The following is a 22,960-nucleotide window of genomic DNA, read 5'->3' as shown; positions in this document are numbered from 1 at the left end:
TATGTTGTTCCAATTGGCTTAATTGAAACAATATAACATGCCTTTTGAGAAAGTCTCTTATTCACGCCGCTGGCGTGGCAGCGGAGTGAAGCTTCAGCCGGCTTTCAGGTCGAACGTTCCCTCGAACTTCGTACCTTCCTTCGTCTCGAAACTGTAGGAGCCTTTCGCCGAGTTGAGATGATTCGAGAAAGTCACGTTCAATTCTCCTTCATCCGCAACATGCGTCCCACCATCCTTGTCGCTGTAACTCCACGTCATATAAGAATCGAAAAAGTCCTTCTTGTAATATGCCTTGTGGCTTCCGTCCTTGGAGTGCGCCGGGTAACCAAACCCGATCGTGTGATAGGTTCCATCATCGCCCCCTACCATTACACCTCCCTGGTCATTGCCGAAATCGTGCAGATCAACAGCAGTGAACCTGTGCTCCTCCCCACCATCGCGCTTAACCGTAATAAAACCTGAACCCATACGCTCCAAGCCTTTCGTTGCTTCTCGAATGTCCATTTTCAGCCCCATGTTTTGATTATTTGGTTTTGACGGCATCAGCGTAAAACTCAAGGGACTGTTGTCGATACTGTCGGATATGACAGGTTTTTAGTTTTATTGGCTATTAAGGCTATCGCTGCAGGTTTCAGCGATTGATGTTCTTACGGGCAAAAAAAAACGCGATGTATGAATACATCGCGTTCTTCCAGCAGCGGCAGTTGCCGTCACGGGCGGTGGGGCAGCTTGCTTTTAATTCTCTTCTTTTTCCTGCACCGGCGCCGGTGGCGGACGCAGGCCGATTTCAGCCGAGAGCTTCAGCTCCTTGCCGTTACGCATCACCTGAATCGTCACTTTGTCAGTCGGTTTGATCCGCGCGACCTGGTTCATCGAGCGACGACCATCACCCGCCGGTTCGCCATCAATACTCAAAATCACGTCACCCAATTGCAGGCCGGCCTTCTGTGCCGGGCCATCGCGGAAGATCCCCGCGACGACAATCCCCGGGCGCCCGGACAGGCCAAACGACTCGGCCAGTTCCTGGGTCAGTGGCTGCACTTCAATGCCCAGCCAGCCACGGATCACCTGACCGTGCTCGATGATCGACTTCATCACTTCCATCGCCAGTTTCACCGGGATGGCAAAACCGATGCCCTGCGAACCGCCGGACTTGGAGAAAATCGCCGTGTTGATGCCGGTCAGATTGCCGTTGGCATCGACCAGCGCACCACCGGAGTTGCCCGGGTTGATCGCCGCGTCGGTCTGGATGAAGTCTTCGTAGTTGTTCAGGCCCAACTGGTTACGCCCGGTGGCGCTGATGATGCCCATGGTCACCGTCTGGCCGACGCCGAACGGGTTGCCGATGGCCAGCGCGACGTCGCCGATGCGGATGTTGTCGGAGCGACCGACGGTGATGGCTGGCAGGCTTTTCAGGTCGATCTTGAGGACGGCCAGATCGGTTTCCGGGTCGCTGCCGATCACCCGGGCGAGGGTTTCGCGACCGTCCTTCAAGGCGACGACAATTTGGTCGGCGCCGCTGGTCACGTGGTTGTTGGTCAGAATGTAGCCTTCCGGGCTCATGATCACGCCGGAGCCGAGGCTCGATTCCATGCGTTTCTGCTTCGGCGAGTTGTCCCCGAAGAAACGGCGGAACTGCGGATCTTCAAACAGCGGATGCGCCGGTTTATTAATGACTTTGGTGGTGTACAGGTTGACTACCGAGGGCGCCGCGATGGTCACCGCGTCCGCATAGGACACCGGGCCCTGCTGCACGCTGGTGGTTTGCGGCGCCTGTTGCAGGTTGACGTCGAGGCTCGGCAGCCCGACCCATTGCGGGTAACGCTGAATAATCAACAGAGCGATAAGCACACCGGCCAACAGCGGCCAGCCCATAAAACGCAGCGCCTTGAACATTAAGCACGTCCTGGAAAAGTTGCAGGCGGGGTCAGACCGCCCATAATGTCGCGCATTATACGAGGCCGCGCGTGCCTCGGAACGGGATATTTAGGAGTCTTTCATGGCCGTTGCCCTCAGCACCCTCGTCGAAGAAGCCGACCGTTACCTTGGCAGTGCGAAAATTGCCGATTATTGCCCCAACGGTTTGCAGGTCGAAGGTCGGCCGCAGGTGATGCGCATTGTCAGCGGCGTGACCGCCAGCCAGGCCTTACTGGACGCTGCCGTTGAAGCCGGGGCCGATCTGGTGCTGGTGCATCATGGTTACTTCTGGAAGGGCGAAAACCCGTGCATCACCGGCATGAAACAGCGTCGGCTGAAGACCTTGCTCAAGCACGACATCAGTCTGCTCGCCTACCACTTGCCGCTTGATCTGCACCCGGAGGTGGGCAATAACGTGCAGCTCGCTCGCCAACTGGATATCACTGTGGAAGGGCCACTGGACCCGGATAATCTGAAAATCGTCGGCCTGGTCGGCTCCCTGAAGGAGCCGATGACCGCACGCGATTTCGCCCGCAAGGTGCAGGACGTCATGGGCCGTGAGCCGCTGGTGATTGAGGGCAGCCCGATGATTCGCCGGGTCGGCTGGTGCACTGGCGGTGGCCAGGGTTATATCGATCATGGCGTCGCGGCGGGCGTCGATTTATTCCTCAGTGGCGAGGCGTCCGAGCAGACTTTCCACAGTGCTCGCGAAAACGACATCAGCTTCATCGCCGCCGGCCACCACGCCACCGAACGCTACGGCGTGCAGGCGCTGGGCGACTACCTGGCAAAACGCTTCGCCCTCGAACACATCTTCATCGACATCCCCAACCCGATCTGACTGACACGACCCCTGTAGGAGCTGCCGAAGGCTGCGATCTTTTGCTCTTGTTTTTAAAGGGCCAGATCAAAAGATCGCAGCCTTCGGCAGCTCCTACAGGGGCGGGTTGGCCGAACTGGTGGGCATATTCATATGCCCTTTCGTTCTAGCCGGCGTCCTGATTAGAAGAAGGTCGCTGTGCTAGGATTCCCCGCTCGAACACGGCCCGCTGGCCGTTCATAAGAAAGTTTTCGTGAGTAGCCATGGTCGACAAACTGACGCATCTGAAACAGCTGGAGGCGGAAAGCATCCACATCATCCGCGAGGTGGCCGCCGAGTTCGATAACCCGGTGATGCTGTACTCCATCGGTAAAGACTCCGCCGTGATGCTGCATCTGGCACGCAAGGCGTTCTTCCCGGGCAAGCTGCCGTTTCCGGTGATGCACGTCGACACCCGCTGGAAATTCCAGGAGATGTACAAGTTCCGCGACAAGATGGTCGAAGAACTGGGCCTGGACCTGATCACCCACATCAACCCCGATGGCGTGGCGCAGAACATCAACCCGTTCACCCACGGCAGCGCCAAGCACACCGACATCATGAAAACCGAGGGCTTGAAACAGGCACTCGACAAGCATGGTTTCGACGCAGCGTTCGGCGGCGCCCGTCGCGATGAAGAGAAATCCCGCGCCAAAGAGCGCGTGTACTCGTTCCGCGACAGCAAGCACCGCTGGGACCCGAAAAACCAGCGTCCAGAACTGTGGAACGTCTACAACGGCAAGGTCAACAAGGGCGAATCCATCCGTGTATTCCCTCTGTCGAACTGGACCGAACTGGACATCTGGCAGTACATCTACCTCGAAGGCATCCCGATTGTGCCGCTGTACTTCGCCGCCGAACGCGAAGTGATCGAGAAGAACGGCACGCTGATCATGATCGACGACGAGCGCATCCTCGAACACCTGTCCGATGAAGACAAAGCGCGCATCGTCAAAAAGAAAGTGCGTTTCCGCACCCTGGGCTGCTACCCGTTGACGGGCGCCGTGGAGTCCGAAGCCGAAACGCTGACGGACATCATCCAGGAAATGCTCCTGACGCGAACTTCCGAGCGCCAGGGCCGTGTCATCGACCACGATGGCGCCGGCTCGATGGAAGACAAAAAACGTCAGGGTTATTTCTAAGGGGTTGTCATGTCGCACGTATCTGATTTGATCAGCGAGGACATCCTCGCCTACCTGGGCCAGCACGAACGTAAAGAGCTGCTGCGCTTTTTGACTTGCGGTAACGTCGATGACGGCAAGAGCACCCTGATCGGGCGCTTGCTGCACGACTCGAAAATGATCTACGAAGATCATCTGGAAGCGATCACCCGCGATTCGAAGAAAGTCGGCACCACCGGTGACGACATCGACCTGGCATTGCTGGTCGATGGCCTGCAGGCCGAGCGTGAGCAGGGCATCACCATTGATGTCGCTTACCGTTATTTCTCCACGGCCAAACGCAAATTCATCATCGCCGATACGCCTGGCCATGAGCAGTACACCCGCAACATGGCCACCGGTGCCTCCACCTGTGACCTGGCGATCATCCTTGTCGACGCGCGTTACGGCGTGCAGACCCAGACCCGTCGCCACAGCTTCATCGCCTCGTTGCTGGGGATCAAACACATCGTCGTCGCCATCAACAAGATGGACTTGAAAGACTTCGATGAAGGCGTGTTCGAGTCGATCAAGGCTGACTACCTGAAGTTCGCCGAAGGCTTGAAGATGAAGCCGACCAGCATGCACTTCGTGCCGATGTCTGCCCTCAAAGGCGACAACGTGGTCAACAAGTCCGAGCGCTCGCCTTGGTACAAAGGCCAGTCGCTGATGGAAATCCTCGAGACCGTGGAAGTCGCGGGCGATCGCAACTTCACCGATCTGCGTTTCCCGGTGCAATACGTCAACCGTCCGAACCTGAACTTCCGCGGTTTCGCCGGCACGCTGGCCAGTGGCATCGTGCACAAGGGTGACGAAGTCGTGGTGCTGCCGTCGGGCAAGAGCAGCCGCGTAAAATCCATCGTCACTTTCGAAGGTGAGCTGGAACATGCAGGTCCAGGTCAGGCGGTGACGCTGACCATGGAAGACGAAATCGACATCTCCCGTGGTGACCTGTTGGTGCACGCCGACAACGTGCCGCCAGTCACCGACAGCTTCGAAGCGATGCTGGTGTGGATGGCTGAAGAGCCGATGCTGCCGGGCAAGAAATACGACATCAAGCGCGCCACCAGTTACGTGCCGGGCTCGATTGCCAGCATCGTTAACAAGGTTGATGTGAACACCCTGGAAGAAGGCCCGGCGAGCGCGTTGCAGCTCAACGAAATCGGCAAGGTGAAGATCGCGCTCGACGCGCCGATCGCCCTCGACGGTTACGAGAGCAACCGCACCACCGGCGCGTTCATCATCATCGACCGCTTGACCAACGGCACCGTCGGCGCCGGCATGATCGTCGCGCAGCCAGTGACGCATGGCACTGCCACGCACCACGGCAAACTGGCGCATGTTGCGACAGAGGAACGTGCTCAGCGCTTCGGCCAGCAACCGGCCACCGTGCTGTTCAGCGGTCTGTCGGGCGCGGGCAAAAGCACGCTGGCCTATGCGGTCGAGCGCAAGCTGTTCGACATGGGCCGTGCGGTGTTTGTGCTGGATGGTCAGAACCTGCGTCACGACCTCAACAAAGGTCTGCCACAGGATCGTATCGGCCGTACCGAGAACTGGCGTCGTGCTGCACACGTGGCGCGCCAGTTCAACGAAGCCGGTCTGGTGACGTTGGCTGCGTTTGTCGCGCCAAGCGCTGAAGGGCGTGAACAGGCCAAGGACCTGATCGGCAAGGATCGTCTGCTGACCGTCTACGTACAGGCCTCGCCGGCCGTCTGCGCCGAGCGTGATCCGCAAGGCCTGTATGCCGCCGCTGGCGACAACATCCCGGGCGAATCCTTCCCGTACGACGTGCCGCTGAATGCCGATCTGGTGATCGACACGCAGACGCTGAGTGTGGAAGAAAGCGTCAAGCAAGTGCTGGATCTGCTGCGTCAGCGTGGCGCGATTTAAGCGTTAGCGACAAATAAAAAGCCCGCCGATGAGCAATCATCGGCGGGCTTTTTTATTCGGGCCAACTCGGTCAATTGTAGGAGTGAGCCTGCTCGCGATAGCGGTGTGTCATTCAACATTGTTGGTGGCTGATCCACCGCTATCGCGAGCAGGCTCACTCCTACAGGGGATTAGAGCTTGTCTGGGTATTCGCGGTGCATCTGTTCCAGCAGCGCATCCTTGTCCAGCCACAGCTGATTGATCCAGCCCTGGAACTGCAGGCGATACTCGCCGTCCTGATCGTAGTTCTTGCCGATGAACTGCTGCGGAATCTTCAGCTCTTCAAAGTGCACCACCACGTCGCGCACATTGCCGCAGAGCAAATCCCAGAAGCCCGGGCGCCCGGCCGGGTAGTGAATCGTCACGTTGACGATCGACTCCAACTGCTCGCCCATCGCATCGAGCACAAAGGCAATCCCGCCAGCCTTGGGCTTGAGCAGATACTTGAACGGCGATTGCTGCTGTGCATGCTTGCCGTCGGTAAAGCGCGTGCCTTCGACGAAGTTGAAAATCCCCACCGGGTTATGGCGAAACTTCGCGCAGGTCTTGCGCGTGGTTTCGAGGTCTTTGCCTTTCTTCTCCGGGTGCTTGGCCAGGTAGGCCTTGGAGTAGCGCTTCATGAACGGAAAGCCCAGCGCCCACCACGCCAGACCAATCACCGGGACCCAGATCAGCTCCTGCTTGAGGAAGAACTTCAGCGGCTGAATCCGGCGGTTGAGCACGTATTGCAGCACCAGAATATCGACCCAGCTCTGATGGTTACTGGTGATCAGATACGAGTGCTGGTAGTCGAGACCTTGCAGGCCGCTGATGTGCCAGCGCGTGCGGCGTACCAGGTTCATCCAGCCCTTGTTATTGCTGATCCACGCTTCGTGTGTGTGGCTCATCAGCCAACCGGCGATGCGTTGGGTGAAGGCGAACGGCAAGGCCTTGACCAGCGCCACGCAGAACAGAAACGAGCAGAGCAGAATCGTGTTGAGTGCCAACAGCAGCGAGGCGATCACGCCGCGCACGGGTGCAGGTAGAAAATCCAGCATTTACACATCCATAGGTCGGTTGGCGGCTTGAATCGCGGTAAGGGCGATGGTGTAGACGATGTCATCGACTTGCGCGCCGCGCGGCAAATCGTTCACCGGTTTGCGCAGGCCTTGCAGCATCGGCCCGAGGCTGACGCAATCGGCGCTGCGTTGCACGGCTTTGTGCGTGGTATTGCCGGTGTTCAGATCCGGGAACACGAACACCGTGGCGCGACCGGCGACCTGGCTGTTCGGTGCCAGTTGCCGGGCGACTTCGGCGTTGGCCGCGGCGTCGTATTGCAACGGGCCGTCGATCAGTAGCGAGTGCTGTTGTTCGTGGGCGAGCAGGGTGGCCTCGCGGACTTTCTCGACTTCTTCGCCCGTGGCCGATTCGCCGCTGGAATAACTGATCATCGCCACGCGCGGCGTAATACCGAACGCCGCCGCCGAGTCGGCGCTTTGCAGGGCAATCTCGGCCAGTTCGGTGGCACTTGGATGCGGGTTCATCACACAGTCGCCATACACCAGCACTTCTTCCGGGAACAGCATGAAGAACACCGACGACACCAGCGTGCAGCCCGGTGCGGTCTTGATCAACTGCAGGGCCGGGCGGATGGTGTTGGCGGTGGTGTTGATCACGCCGGAAACCAATCCGTCGACTTCATCCAGCGCCAGCATCATGGTGCCGATCACCACGGTGTCTTCCAGTTGCTGCTCGGCCATCGGTGCATTGAGGCTTTTGGTTTTGCGCAGGGCGACCATCGGTTCGACGTAGCGCTCGCGGATCAGGTCCGGATCGAGAATCTCCAGCCCTGGCGGCAATGTAATGCCTTGGGCGCGGGCGACGGCTTCGACGTCTTCCGGTTTCGCCAGCAACACACAACGGGCGATCCCGCGCTCCTGACAGATCGCCGCCGCTTGCACGGTGAACGGCTCGCTGCCTTCGGGCAGGACGATGCGCTTGTTCGCCGCCTGCGCGCGCTGAATCAATTGATAACGGAACACCGCTGGCGACAGGCGCATTTCCCGTGGCGTGCCGCAGCGCTGGTGCAGCCATTTGGCGTCGAGATGGCTGGCAACGAAGTCGGTGATGATCTCCGCACGCTCGCGGTCATCGATCGGGATTTCCTTGTTCAAACCGTTGAGCAGGTTGGCGGTGTCATACGAGCCAGTGCTCACCGACAACACAGGCAGACCGGCCTGCAACGCGCCCCGGCATAGATCCATGATGCGCGGATCGGGCAGGGTGTCGCTGGTCAGCAACAGGCCGGCCAGCGGCACGCCGTTGATCGCCGCGAGGCTGACAGCGAGGATGATGTCGTCGCGATCACCCGGGGTCACCACCAGCACACCGGGCTTGAGCAGCTCGACGGTGTTGCGCATGGTCCGCGCGCAAATGATGATTTTGGTCATCCGCCGGGTTTCGTAATCACCGGCGTTGAGCACTTGCGCGCCCATCAGGTCGGCGACGTCGCGGGTGCGTGGTGCGTTGAGTTCCGGCTGATAGGGAATGCAACCGAGCAGGCGGAAATCACCGCTGCGCAGCAACGGCGAATGTTCCTTCAGACGCGCGGCGAAGGCGTCCATGCTTTCTTCGGTCTTGACCTTGTTGAGGATCACCCCAAGGACTTTCGGGTCTTTCGGCCCGCCGAACAATTGCGCCTGCAATTCGACACGACCGGAGAGTTCGGCGAGCACTTCGTTTTCCGGCGCCGAGACCAGAATCACCTCGGCATCGAGGCTTTTGGCCAAGTGCAGGTTGACCCGCGCGGCGTAGCTGGCGCTGCGGGTCGGCACCATGCCTTCGACCACCAGCACGTCCTTGCCGATGGCGGCTTGCTGATACAGGGTGATGATTTCTTCGAGCAGCTCATCGAGCTGGCCGTCGCCGAGCATCCGCTCGACGTGCGCCAGGCCCAATGGTTGCGGCGGTTTCAAACCGTGAGTACGGGCCACCAGTTCGGTGGAGCGCTCGGGGCCGGTGTCGCCCGGGTGCGGCTGCGCAATCGGTTTGAAGAACCCGACTTTCAGGCCCGCTCGCTCAAGCGTGCGCACCAGCCCGAGGCTGATGGAGGTCAGACCCACGCCAAAATCGGTGGGGGCGATAAAAAAAGTTTGCATGCGAATTCTCTAAAGTTGCATGGCAATGGCGGCAATCTATACGTGATCGCCTACCGAAATTCAGTCGCCAAGGTTATCGCTAACCGAGCCCTGTGCGCACCAACCGCAGGCAAAGGGTTGGCCTATTTTTTCAATACGTTGCGCCGGGTCCAGCACCCAGGGGCGTGATTGCCACGGCGGCTGGTGGCGCAGGTGCTGGGTGTGGCCGCAGGAAAGCTCGGCGACCCAATGACCGTCTTCGTCCTGATGCAAGCCTGTGAGCGTCGAAACCCGTTTGTCCGGGTTGTGTTCGCTTTCGCGCGATTGCTTCGCTAAACTTGGCCTTTCTATATTCTTATGCAAAAGGTCTCGCCCCATGCTGATCGCCGCCAATAAGGCTGTCTCCATCGACTATACCCTGACCAACGACGCTGGTGAGGTCATCGACAGCTCCGCCGGCGGCGCTCCGCTGGTCTACCTGCAAGGCGCAGGCAACATCATCCCGGGCCTGGAAAAAGCGCTGGATGGCAAAGCTGTTGGTGACGAGCTGGAAGTCTCCGTTGAACCGGAAGACGCTTACGGCGAATACGCTGCCGAGCTGGTCAGCACCCTGAGCCGCAGCATGTTCGAAGGCGTTGACGAGCTGGAAGTCGGCATGCAGTTCCACGCTTCGGCGCCGGACGGCCAGATGCAAATCGTCACCATCCGTGACCTCGACGGCGACGACGTGACTGTCGACGGCAACCACCCGTTGGCTGGTCAGCGCCTGAACTTCAAAGTGAAGATCGTTGACATCCGTGACGCCAGCCAAGAAGAAATCGCTCATGGCCACGTCCATGGCGAAGGTGGCCATCACCACTGATTTCTGCGCTAAGCTTCGAGTACTGGAGAGGCGCCTGCGGGCGCCTTTTTAGTCCGCGGCTGTCCTTGGTGGTCTCGCCAAGTGGCTGTTTCGAGTAGAACACGGGAATCTTGGAGTTCGTCATGAGTGCTTTTCACGACCTTAAGTTGACAGCCCTGGATGGTCAGGAGCTACCGCTGGCACCGTTCAAGGGCCAAGTCGTGCTGGTGGTCAACGTCGCCTCCAAATGCGGCTTGACCCCCCAGTATGCGGCGCTGGAAAACCTCTATCAGCAGTTCAAGGGCAAAGGTTTCAGCGTGCTCGGCCTGCCATGCAACCAGTTTGCCGGCCAGGAACCTGGCACTGAACAGGAAATCCAGGATTTCTGCAGCCTCAACTATGGCGTGACGTTCCCGTTGTCGAGCAAGCTCGAAGTCAACGGTCATGATCGTCATCAGTTGTACCGCTTGCTGGCGGGCGAGGGCGCGGAGTTTCCCGGTGACATCACCTGGAATTTCGAGAAGTTTTTGCTCGGCAAGGACGGCCGCGTGTTGGCGCGGTTCTCGCCGCGCACGGCGCCGGATGATCCGACCATTGTGCATGCGATTGAAAAAGCGCTGAGCTGAAACAGCAAGATCAAAAGATCGCAGCCTTCGGCAGTTCCTACAGGGAAACGTTATCCCATGTAGGAGCTGCCGAAGGCTGCGATCTTTTGCGTTGCGTCTTTTAATCCTTAATCACCGAAATCAATAATGCTGTTCAAAGGCCTCGGCTCTCCATATTATCGCCGTCATAAAGTTATCTCTGTGGAGCCTCCCGATGCCTGTCCAAGCCTTGTTCAAACCGTTCCACCTCGGTGCCCTCGAACTGCCGACCCGCGTGGTCATGGCGCCGATGACCCGTTCTTTCTCCCCGGGTGGCGTGCCGAATTCGAAAGTCATTGAGTACTACCGCCGTCGTGCGGCCGCAGGCGTTGGCCTGATCATCACCGAAGGCACCACCGTCGGTCACATCGCCTCCAATGGCTACCCAAACGTGCCGCAATTCTTTGGCGACGCGCCTTTGGCCGGCTGGAAAAAAGTCGTCGACGCCGTTCACGCTGAAGGCGGCAAGATCGTTCCGCAACTGTGGCACGTCGGCAGTGTGCGCCGCATCGGCACCGAGCCGGACGCCAGCGTGCCGGGTTACGGCCCGTCGGAAAAACTCAAGGACGGTCAGGTCGTGGTGCACGGCATGACTAAACAAGACATCCAGGACGTGATCGCAGCCTTCGCCCAAGCGGCCAAGGATGCACAAAGCATCGGCATGGACGGCGTCGAGATTCACGGCGCCCACGGTTACCTGGTCGACCAGTTCTTCTGGGAAGGTAGCAACCAGCGCACCGACGAGTACGGCGGCAACTTGGCCAACCGCTCGCGTTTCGCCATCGAACTGATTCAGGCGGTGCGTGCGGCGGTCGGCGAAGGTTTCCCGATCATCTTCCGCTTCTCGCAGTGGAAGCAGCAGGATTACACCGCACGTCTGGTGCAAACGCCGGAAGCGCTGGGCGAATTCCTCAAGCCTTTGTCTGACGCAGGTGTGGATATTTTCCACTGCTCGACGCGCCGCTTCTGGGAGCCGGAGTTCGAAGGTTCCGAGCTGAACCTGGCGGGCTGGACGCGCAAGCTGACTGGCAAACCAACCATCACCGTCGGCAGTGTTGGTCTGGACGGCGAGTTCCTGCAGTTCATGGTCAACACCGACAAGGTCGCGCAACCGGCCAGCCTGGAAAACCTGCTGGAGCGTCTGAACAAAGAGGAATTCGATCTGGTGGCGGTGGGGCGTGCGCTGCTGGTTGATCCGGACTGGGCGCTGAAAGTCCGCGAAGGGCGCGAGCAGGACATCCTGCCGTTCAGCCGTGAGGCGTTGATGACCCTGGTTTAAGCGGCGTTCTCAATGATCCCTTCGCGAGCAGGCTCACTCCTACAATTGGAATGCGTTCCCCTGTAGGAGTGAGCCTGCTCGCGATGACGGTCTCCGAGTCGCCTGAACTCAAGGCAATGTCTGCGCATTCGGCACCACTTGCTCCCCCACACAAGCCCCACGCAAATGGCTCTCAAACTGCTCAATAATCGCCGGCCACCCCTGGCGACTCGCATGCTGCCGCGCATTCAGCCGCACACAACGCAACCGCTCATCTTCCTCCAGCAACCACACCGCCGCATCGCAAAACGCCTGCTCATCCCCCGGCATCGCCAGCACGCCGCTGTAGCCGTGGCGAATGTGTTGCGCCGCCGCCGCTTGATCGTAAGCCACCACCCCCAACCCTGAAGCCAATGCCTCCAGCACGACATTGCCGAAGGTTTCAGTCAGGCTCGGAAACACAAACACATCCCCCGACGCATAGTGCGCGGCCAATGCCTCGCCACGGTGTGCGCCGCAGAAGATCGCCTCGGGCAGGTCCTTTTCCAGCGCCACGCGTTGCGGCCCGTCACCGATGATGATCAGTTTCAGATGACGCTGTGGATAAGTGCTGCGCAGTGTTTCGAAGCTGCGCTTGAGCAGGCCGAGGTTTTTCTCGGGAGCGAGGCGTCCTACGTGAATAACCGCGATATCGCGCTCGTTGAGGCCCCATTGCTCACGTAAAGCGTTCAACCGTTTGCTTGGATGAAACAACTGGCTGTCGACCCCTCGCGACAACAACGCCAACCGCTCGAAATGCCGCCGCTCCAGTTCCAGCCGCTGGCTGACGCTCGGCACCAATGTCAGCGCTGAACGATTGTGAAACCAGCGCAGATAATGCGTGAGCATCCGGGTCAGCAAACCGAGACCGTACTGGCTGGTGTATTGCTGGAAGTTGGTATGAAACCCGCTGACCACCGATATCCCCAAACGCCGCGCGGCCCGCAACGCCGACAGGCCGAGTGGCCCTTCCGTGGCGATGTACAACACGTCCGGGCGCTGGCGCTTCCAGCGCCGCAGCAGTTTGTGCATCGACGACTGCCCCCACTGCAACCCCGGATAACCCGGCAGCGGCCAACCTCGGCACAGCAGCAGCGCCTCATCGTCACTGCGCTGCGGATCGCCGGCCTGACGCGGGCGCACCAGTTCAACCTGATGCCCACGCGCGCGCAAGCCATCGCACAAGCGGCCAAGGGTGTTGGCCACGCCGTTGATTTCCGGTGGGAAGGTTTCGCTGATGAGGGTGATGTGTAGAGCTGTCGTCATGACCTCAGTGTCGGCTGAGGCCATGTCGTGCTTGTGACGTTCGGATGATGGATTTGTGACGCGCGCTCTGTTGCCGGTTCAGCGCTGAGTCACCAGATTCTCGGCACCACGCTCACGCACCCAGAACAGCGTCGCGCCTGCGACAGCCGCCGGCATCATCAGGATGTTGACCACCGGAATCAGCAGCGCCAGATAGACGATGCCGCCAAAACTCATGCTCTGCCAGCGCTTCTGGCGCAGCCAGGCGAGCATTTCGTTCCAGCCCAGTTTGTGGTTGTCCGCCGGGTAGTCGATGTACTGGATCGCCATCATCCACACGCCGAACAGCAGCCACAACGGCGCGGCGATGATGTTGACCATCGGGATGAACGAAAGAATGAACAGGCCGATGGCCCGTGGCAGGAAGTAGCCGAGCTTGCGCATTTCCCGGGCGAGGGTGCGCGGGACCATCTCGATCAACTCGCCCCAACTGAACGCCGGGAAGTCATCGGTGCCGCGCACCACCACTTCGACTTTTTCCGCGAGAAAGCCGTTGAACGGCGCGGCGATCACGTTGGCGAGCATGGTGAAGGTGAAAAACACCATCAGCGCCACCAGCACCACAAACAAGGGCCAGAGGATGTAGCTGAGGAAGCTCAGCCATTCCGGCAGCGATGGCATCAGCGTATCGACCCAGAGGCTGAACTGGTGGCCGGCCAGATAAATCAAGCCGACGAACAGCACCAGGTTGATCGCCAGCGGCAACAACACGAACAGGCGCAGGCCAGGGCTGAGAACCAGTTTGAGGCCTTCGCGCAGGTATTGCGGGCCGGACAGAACAGGGGCGGGCATAAGGTGCTCCGAGCAAGGGAAAACGCGCCGACCTTACCGACTTTGCAAAGGCTGCGAAAGCACGGCAGAGCGATCGACATTCACTGTAACAAGATCAGAGGGACGCTATTCGTCAGTGAATCGTTCAGCGTCCGCCCTCAGAGTTCAAAGCGTATCCGCGATTCACGGCGTTGTGCCGGCGGTAGCGCTTCTCCGCGTTTCACGGCGGCCAATAGCTGGTCGACGCCGATATGCACGGCATCGGCCTGCACGTTGCACGGTTTGAAATCGGCGACATTGTCGAGGCCTTGGCGGTGCGCCTGAATGATTTTCACGTCCTGGCGAATCACGATGTGGGTGTACAGATGAATGAACGGCCGCAACAGGCCCAGCACCCAGCGGGGTAGGCGGAAGCGGTAGGCGATGTAGGTGTAGACGCGCGACTGGCGTGAGTCGATGGGCGTGATCTGACTGATGATGAAGAATGCCGAACGCTCGCCCCACCGATAGTCGCAGCGGGTGACGTTGGGCGCAAAAAAACGATCGGTGTGCACCAGCGGCTCGCCGTCGGGGTTGCTCAGCCAGTTCATCAAACCGATCTTGTCGCCGTCATCGTGATACGTCACTTCGATGCTCTGCGCTTTACACGCGAGCGTGGCTTCCATCGCCCGCCCGCTGCTGGAACGGAAGATGCCCTCGTGGACAAAAACAGTGTGTGGCACGTCCATGAAGTTCTGCACGAGGCTGCCGACGTCGGCCTCGAAGGTGTTGATCATGAAATAGGACTGCCAGGGTTTTTCGCCGTAGACCGGGAGCTTGAATACGGTTTTGCTTTGCGGGTCGCCTGTGCCGGTGTAGACCCAGACCAGCCCGTCCTGTTCCTGCACCGCAAAGTGACGCTGGCGGTAGCGATACGCGGGGGACGTCGAAGTGCACGACTTCTTGCCGACGCTGGGGATGTGCACCACTTGGCCCTCAGCGTCGTAGCGCCAGCCGTGGTAGGGGCACACCAGGCAATCGTCGGCAATCTTGCCCGCCGACAGGCGTGTGCCGCGATGCACGCACTGGTCGAGCAACGCCGCTACCCGGCCGTCACGCTGACGAAAAAGCACCAGGTTCAGACCCAGAATCTTCGCCCGGTAAGGTTTGTTTTTGCGCAGTTCTTTTTGTGCGCAGGCTACATACCATTGTTCGAGGGTCGCGTCGTCGGGTGTTTCGAGGAGGTTGTTCAAAGGTACCGACATGAGCTTTCCGTCAGAGCGAGAAGGGCTTGAGCTGTCTCCAGCCGATTAATAAGTGCGCGCGGCTTGAAGTCGCCCGCACGGATGCCGCTCAACTCCGCCGCCTGTTGCAGCAGCTGCGCGAGTTGATCAGCGCCGCCGTCGAGCAGGCGCACCTGCACCGGTCCCAGTTGCCCGAGCTGGCGTGCCTGGCCGTAATGAAAGGCGTCGGCCAGTGCCGCCTCGATCGTCAGTGCCAGGGCATTGGCATCAAGGTCTCGGGGCATCGCCACCAGCGCCGTGTAATGCGGTGGTGAAGCATACGCGCTGGGGATCAGGCAGGCGCCGCCCTGGGTGGCCGGGCAATGCTCGAACAGGTTCTGCACGACGTGTTCATCGAGTTTTTCTCCGACCAGATCACTGGTGCCCGTGGCACGGCCGACAAACTCGACCCGTGGCGTGGCCCCCGACATGCCGACGACGCGGACCCGATCGCCCAGTGCGTAGCGGTACAAACCGCCGCCGGTGCTCAGCAGCACCTGCGCCGTTTCCCCCAGGCGTAATGAATGCGCATGGCGCAGGCTGCCGTCTTCGCAGAGGAATTCCAGATAATGGCTGCCGATCGCCAACGGGCAACCCGGTCCGTCGCCGAAGGGAACACTGACGACGCCTTCGGTGGCAAACAGACTTTTGGGTAGCCACTGCGTTTGCGGAAAACGCGCGGCCAGTTGCGTGAAGTAGTGGCGACTCGGCCCTTCCATCCAGCAACTGACGGCGGCCAGGCGTGGCCATAATCCGCTGCAGTCACCCTGGGCGCGCGCGCGGCGTAGCGCCGAGCGGCGCGGCGCGGGGAGGGCGGCCTCAAGCCAGGCAAACGTCTGCAGCTGTTCGGGTGTCTCGGCGTCGAACAGTGGCTGTAACAGGCTGGTCAGAAAGGTTGGGCTCCACACGCTGATAAAACTCAAATCAGCATCGGCCAGCAAGGCCAGCAGGGTCTGGCGGCGCCATTGCGACTGCGCACCGTTAAACTCTGGAATCAGCAACGTCCCGGCCAGACCGGCCAGATGACTGCCGCTCAAATACTCCAGATCACTGGCCGACCCGAGGCAAATGCCATTGGGCCCGGCCACGGGCATTTGCAGGGGCGGCGACATCGACCAATAACTCGAGCCATGACTGATGCCCGGCACCTGGCGATGCATGTCGGCGAGCCACACGGTCAGCGCGCTGTGCATTTCTGCGAGGAAGGCGCGCGTGTAGGGAATCGCTTTTTGCAGCGCGCTGTTACCGCTCGTACGCTCGAAGAACAGCGGTGTGTCGGTGGTCAGAATCGCTGCGGATTGCTGTTGCGCGCGCTCGATCCACGGCTGCAGTTGCGCGTAGGTGTGAACCGGTACGTTATCGCGAAACTGCGTCGAGTCCTGCAGTCGGGCAAAGTCGTGGGCGCGGCCGAATGCGCAATCGCGATTGGCTTCGAGCAGGCGCTGCAATAAGCGCTCTTGCGTTGCTTGCGGTTGCTCGAGCTGCGCGTGCCATTGATCGAGCGTGGGCTTGGCGTGCTCGAGGAAGGTCTGCCACAGCGCGCGTTTCACATCCATGTTGGCGCTCATCAGAAGTAGGTCTTGTCCAGTTGCGACAAATCATCGGGTAACCGCTGCGGCGGCAGGAAAACCTGCAGCCAGCCATACCACAGCGGCCGGGTTTCCTTCAGGTTGGAGGCGGCATGCATTTGCTGCCAGTGCATGGCCGAGTGCCGATGATGGGTCAGGTTGTAGTTGAAGTTCAAAAACGCCCAGCGCACCAGCCGCGGGGCCCGCAGGTTATAGGCGCCCTCGACGACGTCCAGTGGTGTGCGCATGTGGTACACCCACTGCAGCGACGACCAGGAAAAGGCGAAAGCAAGGTAGGCGATGAGCACCACCTGCCACGTCCATCCCAGCAAGAATCCGATCGATAACCACGCGGCGACACTGGCGATGACTTCCACGCGGATACGCTTGAAGTCGGCGCTGGAAAAGTCCTTGAAGGCGGCGGCGTAGGTGTTGACCTCTGCGGTTTGCGACCATTTGTCCGTGATGCGCGCCGGCAGCACCGGCAATAACAGGCTGCCGACAAACGCCGCCAGCCAGATACCGCCAAGCACCGCAAAGTAGTACTCGATGCGCTTGCGCCACAGCGACTCATCCGCGACCGCGAAGTCGGCCAGTTCTGCGCGTGTACGATTGCGCACATGATGACCCAGGTGATTGATATGGATCAGCGTCGCCGAAGCGCCAAACAGGGTAGAAGCCCACCACATGACGAAGTAGTTGAGGGGCTTGCGACTGTGCGCCAGGCCATGAAAGGACTCGTGCATCATCGAGAAGACACCTTGCATGACCAGGCAGAACGGGATGAGCACCAGCCATTTGAGCCCGCCCGCCTCAGTGTGGGAAAGCCAGGTCAGGGTCGCGCCCCACAACAGCGTTTGCAGCGCCAGCACGCACAGATTGGCCACGTCGAAACGACGCGTTTGCGAAATGTCACTGGAACTGCGCATATGGGCTCCTTGATAGGTCGAGTCGAAAAAGTATACCGCCCTGATCGCTTCGCTAATGATCAATTGCTGGCGCGTCAGGGCAACGAGGAACTGCAGAACACTGTATGTCGTATCTAAAACACCTTCTGAACAGACGCTCGGCGACGAAACCCGCTGGCGCAGACATCCCTCGACGCGACATGCGTTTCGCGCTCGATGAGCAGGTTCCGCGCTATTGGTATCGTGGCTGGCCGCACGTCACGCGCTTTTTCGATGGCCTGTCGATCATGTTTCCACTCGGCGAAAAACTCTTCATCGACAGTGTCGTGCACTTTCGCCAAGCCCTCGAAAAACATCCAGCGCTGGCCCAGGCGGTTGACGCGTTCGTGTTTCAGGAAGCGTCGCATATTCGCGAACATCGCGCGTACAACCGGCTGCTCGCGGCCCAAGGCGCACCGATTGATGCGCTGGAACAATTGCTGATGCGTCGTCAGGAGGTGGGCAATAAATTTTCCCCGGCGATGCGCCTGGCCATGACGGCCAGCCTGGAACATTTCACCGCGATCCTCTCCGATCAACTGCTGCGTCATCCGGCGATCCTTGAAGGCGCCGATACGAAGATGGCCATGCTGTGGCGCTGGCATGCGATCGAAGAAACCGAACACAAGGCCGTTGCCTACGATGTGCTGGGCGTGGTGGTGAGCAATCCGCTGCGGCGATACCTGATGCGCTGCGGGGTCATGCTGATCATGACGGGCTACTTTGCCATCGATGTCCTGTATTTCATTTACCGACTGGCAGGCAATGATGGGCAGCGCCGCAACGGGCGCGAATGGCTGCGGTTGCTCGGCTGGTTATTCGTCCGTCCCGGCCCGCTGACCCGGGTGTTTCCGAAATGGCTGGCCTGGTTCATTCCGGGGTTTCACCCCAACCACCTCGACACCCGTGAAGCGTTGGCAACGGCGCGGCAAACCCTCGACGAATACGCTGGGCGCACACCATGAAAGGGCCTTCGGCGATGACCCCCGCCTGGACACCTGAGGGATTTGCCGAGTGGTCACGGCATTTTCCGGCGACCGAATTCGTCGCGCCCGACGCATTGCTGGACTGCACGGAGCAATTTATCGCGTCCTGGCACAAGCCCATGCTCAGCCTTTCCCAGGACACGTTGGTGGTACTGGTGGCCGGGCTGTTTTCCGAATGGCTGCCCGGCTGTTTTCAGGATTGTGCGCGGACGTTGCGGCGCCTGGGCTATCCGGTTTTGCGCATGCCCGTGCGTTCCTCTCGCGGCGTCATGGCGCAGGGCCGACATATCAGTCAGGTGTTGACGGCTCAACTCAGGCAGGGGCAACGCTTTGTCGTGTTGGCGCACAGCAAGGGTGGGCTCGACGCGCTCGCGGCATTGGCACAGAACAACCTGTTGCGCCAGGCGTGTGACGGTGTGGTGCTGGTGCAACCACCGACAGGTCCGTCGACGGTCATCGATGACCTGTTGGCTTGCAGCGCAGGGCAGTCGAACCTCGACTATCCGTTCGATCGCGTTCGCCGAGTGCTGGCGAAAACCCGTTGGGTGGCCGCTGGCGCACGGGATATCAGCAGTCTGCGCGACCCGCACATCAGCGACCTGCTCGAACACCTGCCCGCCGACGTGCAATGCCTGCACGTGATCAGTTGGAGCACCGTCCCCAGTTCACGCTTCGATACCCATCATGCCCGCCTCAATGCGCGACGCCCGGGTTGCGCCCATGACGGCCAGTTTTACCTCGAACATCAACGCATCGCGGGCATGCCGCAGATCTGCCTGCCCCGGCTCGATCACGGTCAACCGGTGCTGGGCGGCGGTGGCTTTGACGCCACGCGTTTCTGGTTGACGCTGTTGGATGTCGTCCACGGTTGCGCTCAGACCAAATAGATTTCGAAGCCCGGGATGCGCTCGGCATCCTGCGGCGTCAACGCCGTGGCATTGCCCACGCAAGGCGCGGTGTACAAGTCCATGGCAATGGACACGGCGCGATAGCGCTTCATGGCCAGCCAGAATGGGTCATGGTCATACAGGCACAGTTGCATCAATGCGTACTGACCGCGAACGCGCATCCACGCCGCGTCCAGCAGTGCCGCGAAGATCTGCGGGTCGCGTTGGCGGACGTGCAGGTGGGTCAGATAAACGTCGCGCAACGCCTCGCCGGGCGCGGCAATGGCGGGGCGCCCCAACAGCGGCGCACAGGTGTTGAACGCCAGGCGCAGGGCCTGGTGGGGCAGCGGCAAGGTCTCAAGCACCACGCGCTTGATCCGCCCGGCATCCCAAGGCGCGACGCAGCCCAGCAGATTGTCTCGGGCGTCGAGTGCCAGCAGAAATGACGAGAGACCGAAGTCCGGCCAGGTCTCCAGGCGCCTGGCAAACTGCGCCTCGCTGAAGACGTTGCCGAAGGGCTGAGCTGCCGACTCGCGGTCGAGAAACGCCCGGAGTGCGTCGGCGTGACACGGCTGCGCTTGCACGATGCGCACGTGGTCCGGCGTTCGCGGGGTGCTTGTCCAGCCACGCTGGGCATACACGGCGACGTTGCTGTAACCCCGCCAGCGCGCCAGCCCGAGTGGATTGGCGCGCCGTCCGCCGAGCAATGATTGTGTGGCGAGACGGTTGTCGCGGATGACACAGCAATAGGCATGCTGCACCCCCGTTTCAGCGGCCAGTGCGGCGAGACGGACTTTGACCTCGGCCATCCACGACAGCGACAGGCGTCGATCAGGCACCAGTCGCAAATCCCCCAGATAGGCCACGGGCTGAATGTCACCCTGAAGATAACCCTCGCGTACCACCAGGCTGGCGATGCCCTTCAGATCACCGGTCTCGTTCTCGGCCAGCCAGGTGCGATGGTCGCTGGCATGACAACGGTGCAGCGCAAAGTAGTCCGGCCCGCGATCGAAACGCATTGGCAAACCACCCTGCATGGCCCGCAGCGCCTGAAAATCCAGCAGTCGCTGGTTGTCCGCCGCGCAGGCCTGGCGGATCAGCATGGTTGTGCAGCGGCGAACAGACGCTGCGCCATGGGCCGCAGGTTATCGGGGTGCAATTCACACAGGCAGACCAGTTCATCGCCTGCCGCGTAATGAGGATTTTTCTGCAGAAAATACGCGACGTTATCCAGACGCAAGTGCGGCGCCGGGACGTGTGCCAACTCGGTCGTCAGCCGACCTTGCGGCACTTTGAAAGACAGCACGCCTGTTGCCGGGTCATAGGCCTCGCCGAAACGATCCACTGCCAGATAATCGGCCAGTGCCTGAACCGCAGAGTCCGTCACGGCGCCAGCGCGGGGCGCGTAGTTCAGTGCCATGGCGGCCAGATAGCGATAGGTGCGGTGGCCCTTGCAGATCAGAAACCAGTACAGGGGAATGTCAGGTTGCTCCAGCCAGATCTCGCCGGCCAGGCGCATCCACGCGAAGGCCAGTTGCTGGCTGCCCCAGTGTTCGCGGTCAATGATGGTGTCGCCGGAAAAAATCACCCTGATCGGGCGCCCGCACCACGTGCGCTCATAGCGTTTGAGGGTGGTGAAACCGACGATGCTCTGATCCGCGCAACGCAACACGATGCAGTGTGTCTTGTCCTGCAAATCCTGTTCGAACTGCGGGCGAGAGGTGTCGCAGTAGGACGCCGAATAAATCTCGAACATCCGGTTGATTTCATGTGGATGCAGATCGGAGCATTCAACGGACGTTGCGCTCAAACGCATGGAGACCCTCGGCATCGCAAGCAAGATGTTTGGAGTTTGGCGAGTTGAAAGGGTCAATGCAACGTAGACTTCCTTTCGTCGCCGTCATTTACTGACGCTGAAAATCTGGCATAACCGAGCAGAAGCCGCCGCTCCTGGCGGTATGGAAACGTTGCACGTGTTCTGACCCATCAGGCGCCTTATTCATGTCATCCACGTTGGCCAGTCATCAATTTGATACCTCGATCGTGACGCGACCCTTCCTTTGGCTAGCGGTCTACACCGTGGTGACGGGCGCGTTGTATTTTCTCGTCACGCACTACCCGATGGGCGCGGTGCGAGTGATTGAACCGACAGGTTTTGACGCGCACATTGCCCGACTGCCTTTCACCTTGCCGTTGTACCTGAGCTATGGGCTGATCATGCCGGCGCTGGTGCTGCTGGGGCGGCGCCGCGAATGGTTGCTGCCAGCCTTTTTTGCCGCGGCAGTGGCGTCCGGCACCTGCCTGCTGAGCCATTTGTTCTGGCCCACCATGATCGAGCGCCCGGAGAGCTCGTCGCAGTGGCTGACGTGGTTCTACCAACTCGACTCACCGTTGGCTGCCTCGCCCAGTGGGCACGTGGCCTTGCCGATTGCGATCAGCGTTGTCCTTGTTTACCTGCGCGTCCGTGCGGCATGGCTCTTCAGTCTGTGGAGTGTGATGCTGGGGGTTACCGTGTTGACCACGGGGCAGCACGTGCTGCTCGACGTGGTGTATGGCGCCGCGATCGGCGGCGTGGTGGGCTTGATGACCGTCATGCTCACGCGCCTGAAAGTGGATCTGCGCAGCATGGCCGCGATCCTGCTGGAATGGCTGTGCATCATCGTGACGTTGCGCATCGCCCTGTACGTGGGGGACTGGCGTTTGTATGGCGTGGCCTTCGTGGTGATTGCCGCGCGCCAACATGCGCTGTTCATCCTGTACCACGACGCGACGCACTATCACCTGACCCGTCATCGCCGGCTCAACGACTTTCTGATCAACCTGGCGATCGGTGTGCCGGGCCTCGTCCCGGTGGAATTCTATCGGCCTCTGCACCTCGAACATCATCAACAGACCGGTACTGCCAACGACCCGGAGCGCCGCTTTCTGTATCACCGCCAGCCTTGGGATTTCCGTCCGCTGAGCGGCAAATTGTTGCTGCGACAAATAGTCGGCGATCTGTTGCTGATCAACACGCTGCGCAATCTGCGCGCCTACAAGGCAGCGGGCGGAGCTTCACCGAAGATGACCGGCCCGGCCTTCGCGGCCAGTGTGATCTGGCTGGGCCTTTTAGCGTTGATTGCCTGGCAGACGTCGGCGCAGACGATCCTGCTGATTGTTTTTTTCTGGTTTGTGCCACTGGCCACCCTGGGCACCCTGTTGCAGAAAATCCGCAGCATCGCCGAGCACAGCGGCGGGCCGGACGTGACCCCCGGTTGGCGGGAATGGACGTATGCCTGGAAAGTCGGGCACGCAGGGCGGTTTTTCATCTGGCCTTATCACATCAATCTGCACCTGCATCATCACCGCAGTGCCAACCATCCCTGGCACGTGCTTCCACGATTGGTGACGACGGATGAAGCGTTGCTGGACTCACGGACGCTGCCCTCGCTGCTCTGGTCGGGCATGAACAAACACCGCTGATCCAGCCTT

The 22,960-nt window shown here is 60.3% G+C and carries 21 protein-coding genes; 9 read left to right on the top strand and 12 right to left on the bottom strand.

The features are described 5' to 3' along the window. Nucleotides 1–93: 93 nt before the first annotated feature. Complete coding sequence (locus tag ACZZ0B_RS21650; RefSeq protein ID WP_463546207.1) at nucleotides 94–558, bottom strand: hypothetical protein; 465 nt, start codon at nucleotides 556–558, stop codon at nucleotides 94–96. Between the two features lie 177 nt (nucleotides 559–735). Further along, nucleotides 736–1,896: a Do family serine endopeptidase AlgW gene (gene algW, locus ACZZ0B_RS21645; protein ID WP_008085036.1), complete on the bottom strand. Its 1,161-nt coding sequence runs from the start codon at nucleotides 1,894–1,896 to the stop codon at nucleotides 736–738. A gap of 103 nt (nucleotides 1,897–1,999) precedes the next feature. Here algW and ACZZ0B_RS21640 point away from each other — a divergent pair, with 103 nt between their 5' ends. From ACZZ0B_RS21640 to cysN, 3 genes are all read left to right on the top strand, one after another. Beyond that, nucleotides 2,000–2,758: a Nif3-like dinuclear metal center hexameric protein gene (locus tag ACZZ0B_RS21640; protein ID WP_440093214.1), complete on the top strand. Its 759-nt coding sequence runs from the start codon at nucleotides 2,000–2,002 to the stop codon at nucleotides 2,756–2,758. A 242-nt stretch (nucleotides 2,759–3,000) separates the two neighbouring features. Further along, the gene (cysD, locus tag ACZZ0B_RS21635) at nucleotides 3,001–3,918 is read left to right on the top strand and encodes a sulfate adenylyltransferase subunit CysD (protein WP_008085033.1); all 918 of its coding nucleotides are present in this window, start codon (nucleotides 3,001–3,003) and stop codon (nucleotides 3,916–3,918) included. A gap of 9 nt (nucleotides 3,919–3,927) precedes the next feature. Next, nucleotides 3,928–5,826 (top strand): sulfate adenylyltransferase subunit CysN, encoded by a 1,899-nt coding sequence (gene cysN, locus ACZZ0B_RS21630; RefSeq protein ID WP_463546206.1) that lies wholly within the window; start codon nucleotides 3,928–3,930, stop codon nucleotides 5,824–5,826. 170 nt (nucleotides 5,827–5,996) lie between these two features. Here cysN and ACZZ0B_RS21625 read toward each other — a convergent pair whose 3' ends face one another. Genes ACZZ0B_RS21625 through ACZZ0B_RS21615 form a run of 3 tightly spaced genes read right to left on the bottom strand, consistent with a single transcriptional unit; the run spans nucleotide 5,997 to nucleotide 9,389 of the window. After that, nucleotides 5,997–6,902 (bottom strand): acyltransferase, encoded by a 906-nt coding sequence (locus ACZZ0B_RS21625; RefSeq protein ID WP_463546205.1) that lies wholly within the window; start codon nucleotides 6,900–6,902, stop codon nucleotides 5,997–5,999. After that, entirely contained in the window at nucleotides 6,903–9,002 is a 2,100-nt protein-coding gene (gene pta, locus ACZZ0B_RS21620) for a phosphate acetyltransferase (protein WP_440093217.1), read from the bottom strand. A gap of 60 nt (nucleotides 9,003–9,062) precedes the next feature. Next, on the bottom strand, nucleotides 9,063–9,389 hold the full coding sequence (locus tag ACZZ0B_RS21615) for a DUF3565 domain-containing protein (RefSeq protein WP_463546204.1): 327 nt from the start codon (nucleotides 9,387–9,389) through the stop codon (nucleotides 9,063–9,065). Between ACZZ0B_RS21615 and ACZZ0B_RS21610 the strand changes: the two genes are divergently transcribed. The 3 genes from ACZZ0B_RS21610 to ACZZ0B_RS21600 all read left to right on the top strand — a co-directional run bounded on the left by ACZZ0B_RS21610 (nucleotide 9,358) and on the right by ACZZ0B_RS21600 (nucleotide 11,745). After that, on the top strand, nucleotides 9,358–9,843 hold the full coding sequence (locus tag ACZZ0B_RS21610; protein WP_008085027.1) for an FKBP-type peptidyl-prolyl cis-trans isomerase: 486 nt from the start codon (nucleotides 9,358–9,360) through the stop codon (nucleotides 9,841–9,843). The two genes, ACZZ0B_RS21615 and ACZZ0B_RS21610, sit on opposite strands and share 32 nt — an antisense overlap. A 122-nt stretch (nucleotides 9,844–9,965) precedes the next feature. Next, nucleotides 9,966–10,448, top strand: a complete 483-nt coding sequence (locus ACZZ0B_RS21605; RefSeq protein ID WP_008085026.1) for a glutathione peroxidase — start codon at nucleotides 9,966–9,968, stop codon at nucleotides 10,446–10,448. Nucleotides 10,449–10,641: 193 nt separating this feature from the next. Next, nucleotides 10,642–11,745 carry an NADH:flavin oxidoreductase gene (locus ACZZ0B_RS21600; RefSeq protein WP_008085025.1) on the top strand — a complete coding sequence of 368 codons (1,104 nt, stop codon included), beginning with the start codon at nucleotides 10,642–10,644 and terminating at the stop codon, nucleotides 11,743–11,745. A gap of 108 nt (nucleotides 11,746–11,853) precedes the next feature. On the opposite strand, the gene ACZZ0B_RS21595 is transcribed toward ACZZ0B_RS21600, so the two are convergent. From ACZZ0B_RS21595 to ACZZ0B_RS21575, 5 genes are all read right to left on the bottom strand, one after another. Beyond that, the gene (locus ACZZ0B_RS21595; protein WP_463546203.1) at nucleotides 11,854–13,053 is read right to left on the bottom strand and encodes a glycosyltransferase family 4 protein; all 1,200 of its coding nucleotides are present in this window, start codon (nucleotides 13,051–13,053) and stop codon (nucleotides 11,854–11,856) included. Between the two features lie 54 nt (nucleotides 13,054–13,107). Further along, nucleotides 13,108–13,860 carry a sulfate transporter CysZ gene (gene cysZ / locus ACZZ0B_RS21590; protein ID WP_008085023.1) on the bottom strand — a complete coding sequence of 251 codons (753 nt, stop codon included), beginning with the start codon at nucleotides 13,858–13,860 and terminating at the stop codon, nucleotides 13,108–13,110. A 137-nt stretch (nucleotides 13,861–13,997) separates the two neighbouring features. Beyond that, nucleotides 13,998–15,083: a Rieske 2Fe-2S domain-containing protein gene (locus ACZZ0B_RS21585; protein ID WP_463546202.1), complete on the bottom strand. Its 1,086-nt coding sequence runs from the start codon at nucleotides 15,081–15,083 to the stop codon at nucleotides 13,998–14,000. Further along, on the bottom strand, nucleotides 15,068–16,669 hold the full coding sequence (locus ACZZ0B_RS21580; RefSeq protein ID WP_463546201.1) for a GH3 family acyl-acid amido synthetase: 1,602 nt from the start codon (nucleotides 16,667–16,669) through the stop codon (nucleotides 15,068–15,070). The genes ACZZ0B_RS21585 and ACZZ0B_RS21580 overlap by 16 nt, the downstream gene beginning before the upstream one ends. Next, nucleotides 16,669–17,598, bottom strand: coding sequence for a fatty acid desaturase family protein (locus ACZZ0B_RS21575; protein ID WP_463546200.1), 930 nt, complete (start codon nucleotides 17,596–17,598; stop codon nucleotides 16,669–16,671). The genes ACZZ0B_RS21580 and ACZZ0B_RS21575 overlap by 1 nt, the downstream gene beginning before the upstream one ends. Before the next feature lie 104 nt (nucleotides 17,599–17,702). Here ACZZ0B_RS21575 and ACZZ0B_RS21570 point away from each other — a divergent pair, with 104 nt between their 5' ends. Further along, on the top strand, nucleotides 17,703–18,581 hold the full coding sequence (locus ACZZ0B_RS21570; protein ID WP_463546199.1) for a metal-dependent hydrolase: 879 nt from the start codon (nucleotides 17,703–17,705) through the stop codon (nucleotides 18,579–18,581). 14 nt (nucleotides 18,582–18,595) lie between these two features. Beyond that, nucleotides 18,596–19,489, top strand: coding sequence for a hypothetical protein (locus ACZZ0B_RS21565; protein ID WP_463546953.1), 894 nt, complete (start codon nucleotides 18,596–18,598; stop codon nucleotides 19,487–19,489). Here the strand turns inward: ACZZ0B_RS21565 and ACZZ0B_RS21560 are convergent. Together ACZZ0B_RS21560 and ACZZ0B_RS21555 are read right to left on the bottom strand one after the other, a co-directional pair. Then, a complete protein-coding gene (locus ACZZ0B_RS21560) occupies nucleotides 19,477–20,592 on the bottom strand; it encodes a hypothetical protein (protein ID WP_463546198.1) in 1,116 nt (371 codons plus the stop codon). The two genes, ACZZ0B_RS21565 and ACZZ0B_RS21560, sit on opposite strands and share 13 nt — an antisense overlap. Further along, the gene (locus tag ACZZ0B_RS21555; RefSeq protein WP_463546197.1) at nucleotides 20,586–21,245 is read right to left on the bottom strand and encodes a hypothetical protein; all 660 of its coding nucleotides are present in this window, start codon (nucleotides 21,243–21,245) and stop codon (nucleotides 20,586–20,588) included. Before ACZZ0B_RS21555 ends, ACZZ0B_RS21560 begins: the two co-directional genes overlap by 7 nt. A gap of 245 nt (nucleotides 21,246–21,490) precedes the next feature. Between ACZZ0B_RS21555 and ACZZ0B_RS21550 the strand changes: the two genes are divergently transcribed. Then, nucleotides 21,491–22,951, top strand: coding sequence for a fatty acid desaturase (locus tag ACZZ0B_RS21550; protein ID WP_463546196.1), 1,461 nt, complete (start codon nucleotides 21,491–21,493; stop codon nucleotides 22,949–22,951). Nucleotides 22,952–22,960 lie beyond the last annotated feature (9 nt).

The organism is Pseudomonas sp. AC247 (assembly GCF_979258015.1).
Note: the sequence above shows the minus strand (reverse complement) of the source record. Positions and strands in the feature narration are given on the sequence as shown.

What these genes read in the sequence shown, in the direction of transcription:
- ACZZ0B_RS21555 (WP_463546197.1), bottom strand. Translation starts at nt 21,245, where the DNA reads ATGTTCGAGATTTATTCGGCGTCCTACTGCGACACCTCTCGCCCGCAG.
- pta (WP_440093217.1), bottom strand. Translation starts at nt 9,002, where the DNA reads ATGCAAACTTTTTTTATCGCCCCCACCGATTTTGGCGTGGGTCTGACC.
- cysD (WP_008085033.1), top strand. Translation starts at nt 3,001, where the DNA reads ATGGTCGACAAACTGACGCATCTGAAACAGCTGGAGGCGGAAAGCATC.
- cysN (WP_463546206.1), top strand. Translation starts at nt 3,928, where the DNA reads ATGTCGCACGTATCTGATTTGATCAGCGAGGACATCCTCGCCTACCTG.
- ACZZ0B_RS21580 (WP_463546201.1), bottom strand. Translation starts at nt 16,669, where the DNA reads ATGAGCGCCAACATGGATGTGAAACGCGCGCTGTGGCAGACCTTCCTC.
- ACZZ0B_RS21625 (WP_463546205.1), bottom strand. Translation starts at nt 6,902, where the DNA reads ATGCTGGATTTTCTACCTGCACCCGTGCGCGGCGTGATCGCCTCGCTG.
- ACZZ0B_RS21560 (WP_463546198.1), bottom strand. Translation starts at nt 20,592, where the DNA reads ATGCTGATCCGCCAGGCCTGCGCGGCGGACAACCAGCGACTGCTGGAT.
- ACZZ0B_RS21615 (WP_463546204.1), bottom strand. Translation starts at nt 9,389, where the DNA reads ATGGAGACAGCCTTATTGGCGGCGATCAGCATGGGGCGAGACCTTTTG.
- ACZZ0B_RS21640 (WP_440093214.1), top strand. Translation starts at nt 2,000, where the DNA reads ATGGCCGTTGCCCTCAGCACCCTCGTCGAAGAAGCCGACCGTTACCTT.
- algW (WP_008085036.1), bottom strand. Translation starts at nt 1,896, where the DNA reads ATGTTCAAGGCGCTGCGTTTTATGGGCTGGCCGCTGTTGGCCGGTGTG.
- ACZZ0B_RS21585 (WP_463546202.1), bottom strand. Translation starts at nt 15,083, where the DNA reads ATGTCGGTACCTTTGAACAACCTCCTCGAAACACCCGACGACGCGACC.
- ACZZ0B_RS21605 (WP_008085026.1), top strand. Translation starts at nt 9,966, where the DNA reads ATGAGTGCTTTTCACGACCTTAAGTTGACAGCCCTGGATGGTCAGGAG.
- ACZZ0B_RS21565 (WP_463546953.1), top strand. Translation starts at nt 18,596, where the DNA reads ATGACCCCCGCCTGGACACCTGAGGGATTTGCCGAGTGGTCACGGCAT.
- ACZZ0B_RS21595 (WP_463546203.1), bottom strand. Translation starts at nt 13,053, where the DNA reads ATGGCCTCAGCCGACACTGAGGTCATGACGACAGCTCTACACATCACC.
- ACZZ0B_RS21575 (WP_463546200.1), bottom strand. Translation starts at nt 17,598, where the DNA reads ATGCGCAGTTCCAGTGACATTTCGCAAACGCGTCGTTTCGACGTGGCC.
- ACZZ0B_RS21600 (WP_008085025.1), top strand. Translation starts at nt 10,642, where the DNA reads ATGCCTGTCCAAGCCTTGTTCAAACCGTTCCACCTCGGTGCCCTCGAA.
- cysZ (WP_008085023.1), bottom strand. Translation starts at nt 13,860, where the DNA reads ATGCCCGCCCCTGTTCTGTCCGGCCCGCAATACCTGCGCGAAGGCCTC.
- ACZZ0B_RS21550 (WP_463546196.1), top strand. Translation starts at nt 21,491, where the DNA reads ATGTCATCCACGTTGGCCAGTCATCAATTTGATACCTCGATCGTGACG.
- ACZZ0B_RS21570 (WP_463546199.1), top strand. Translation starts at nt 17,703, where the DNA reads ATGTCGTATCTAAAACACCTTCTGAACAGACGCTCGGCGACGAAACCC.
- ACZZ0B_RS21610 (WP_008085027.1), top strand. Translation starts at nt 9,358, where the DNA reads ATGCTGATCGCCGCCAATAAGGCTGTCTCCATCGACTATACCCTGACC.